The organism is Actinosynnema sp., from assembly GCF_052038725.1.
In genome coordinates, this window is record NZ_JBQGCX010000393.1 from 1 (window position 1) to 1,679 (window position 1,679).

A 1,679-nucleotide genomic window follows, 5' to 3' on the forward strand; every position below is an offset into this window, starting at 1 on the left:
GGATGGTCCGGCCGTGCGCGTCGGGGACCCCGGACTTGCGCAGGAAGTAGGTGTTGACCTGGTCGCGCCACTCGACCGCGCACCGCAACTGCTCGACCAGCCGCTCGGTGACGCGCCCGTGCACGTCGTCGGAGACCTTGCCGCGCAACGACTCCCAGGTCGCGACCATCCGCTCGACGGCCTCCACCCCGGCGAAGTGGGTGTCGTAGATGTGCTGCACCACCGTCTTCCCGGAGTGCAGCACGTGCCCGTACGGGACGTGGTGGAAGAACAGCAGCAGCTCGTCCGGGCAGGTCTTCAGGTCCTCGTAGCGGTCGCGCCACGGCTGCGGGTACTGGCCGGTGAAGCCGGTGCCGGTGGCGCGGGTGCGGTCGACGCCGACGCCGTCCCGGTCGGCGAAGTGGTAGGTGCCCCAGCGGGTGTACTCGTAGCCGTCGACGTCCGGGCCGTAGTGGTCGCCGGGCCGGACCATGAAGCCCACGCCCAGCGGGGCGGTGTAGTCCTCGTACGCGCGCCAGGAGGCGGACATCAGCCCGTGCAGCGGGGCGTGGGCGGCCGGGTCGGGGAAGGTGAGGGCGATCCACTCGCGCAGGAGCTCGTCGGGGTCGGCGGTCGGGTCCCAGGCGAGCCTGCCGAACGCGTAGAGGTTGGCCTGCGCCAGCGGGTGCCCGGTCCAGAACGGGTCGTCGCCGACGTTCGAGACGGCGGTGATTCCGGCGGCGAGGGTGCGGACCTCCCGGTCGCCGAAGGGGAAGCGCAGGATCTCGCTCCACTGCGGCCCCAGGTAGCAGACGTGCCGCTGCTGGCCGGTGTACTCCTGGGTGACCTGGAACTCCACGGCCAGGCGGGTGGTCGGCATGGCGCCGATGACCGGGGAGACCGGTTCGCGGGGCTGGAAGTCGACGGGGCCGTTCTTGACCTGGAGCACGACGTTGTCGGCGAACTCGCCGTCCAGCGGGGTGAAGTGGTCGTGCGCGGCTCGGGCCCGGTCGGTGGTGCGGTCGCGCCAGTCCTGGTGGTGGTCGTAGACGAAGGCGCGCCAGAACACCGTGCCGCCGAACGGTTCCAGCGCCTCGGCGAGGGCGTTGGCGCCGTCCGCGTGGTCGCGGCCGTAGCTGAACGGGCCCGGTTGGCCCTCCGAGTCGGCCTTGACGACGTAGCCGCCGAAGTCGGGGACGGCGGCGTAGACGGCGGCGGTGGTCCGGGCCCACCAGGCGCGGACCTCGGGGTCGAGCGGGTCGGCGGTGGCCAGGCCGCCGAGCAGGATCGGGGAGGCGAAGTTCACCGACAGGTGCACGCGGATCCCGTGCGGGCGGAACACCTCGGCCAGGCGGACGACCTCGGGGAGCAGGTCGGTGAGCAGGCGGGCCTCGGTGCGGTGCACGTTGACGTTGTTGAGCGCCACCCGGTTGACGCCGATCGAGCCGAGCAGGCGGGCGTACGCGGCGACGCGGGTGAGGTCGGGGCGGACGGCGCCGTCGGCGTAGAGCAGGGAGCCGCCGGAGTAGCCGCGCTCGACCTGGCCCATGACGGGGTGGACGTCGACGTTGTCCCAGTGGTCGAGCATCCGGATCGGGTAGGCGGGGCGGTGCTCGCCGGTCTCCTGGAAAGCGCTCTCACCGCCGCGGACGAGGTGGTGGAGACCGTCGAGCAGGCCGGGTCCGGAGGCGGTGACGGTG

1 protein-coding gene is annotated in these 1,679 nt (G+C 72.5%); it reads right to left on the minus strand.

Annotation, left to right across the window (positions count from 1 at the left end; genetic code table 11):
* The coding region (locus tag ACTUAL_RS07895) for an alpha-glucuronidase (RefSeq protein WP_440899785.1) at nucleotides 1-1,567 on the minus strand (1,567 nt) is incomplete at its 3' end.
* Nucleotides 1,568-1,679 lie beyond the last annotated feature (112 nt).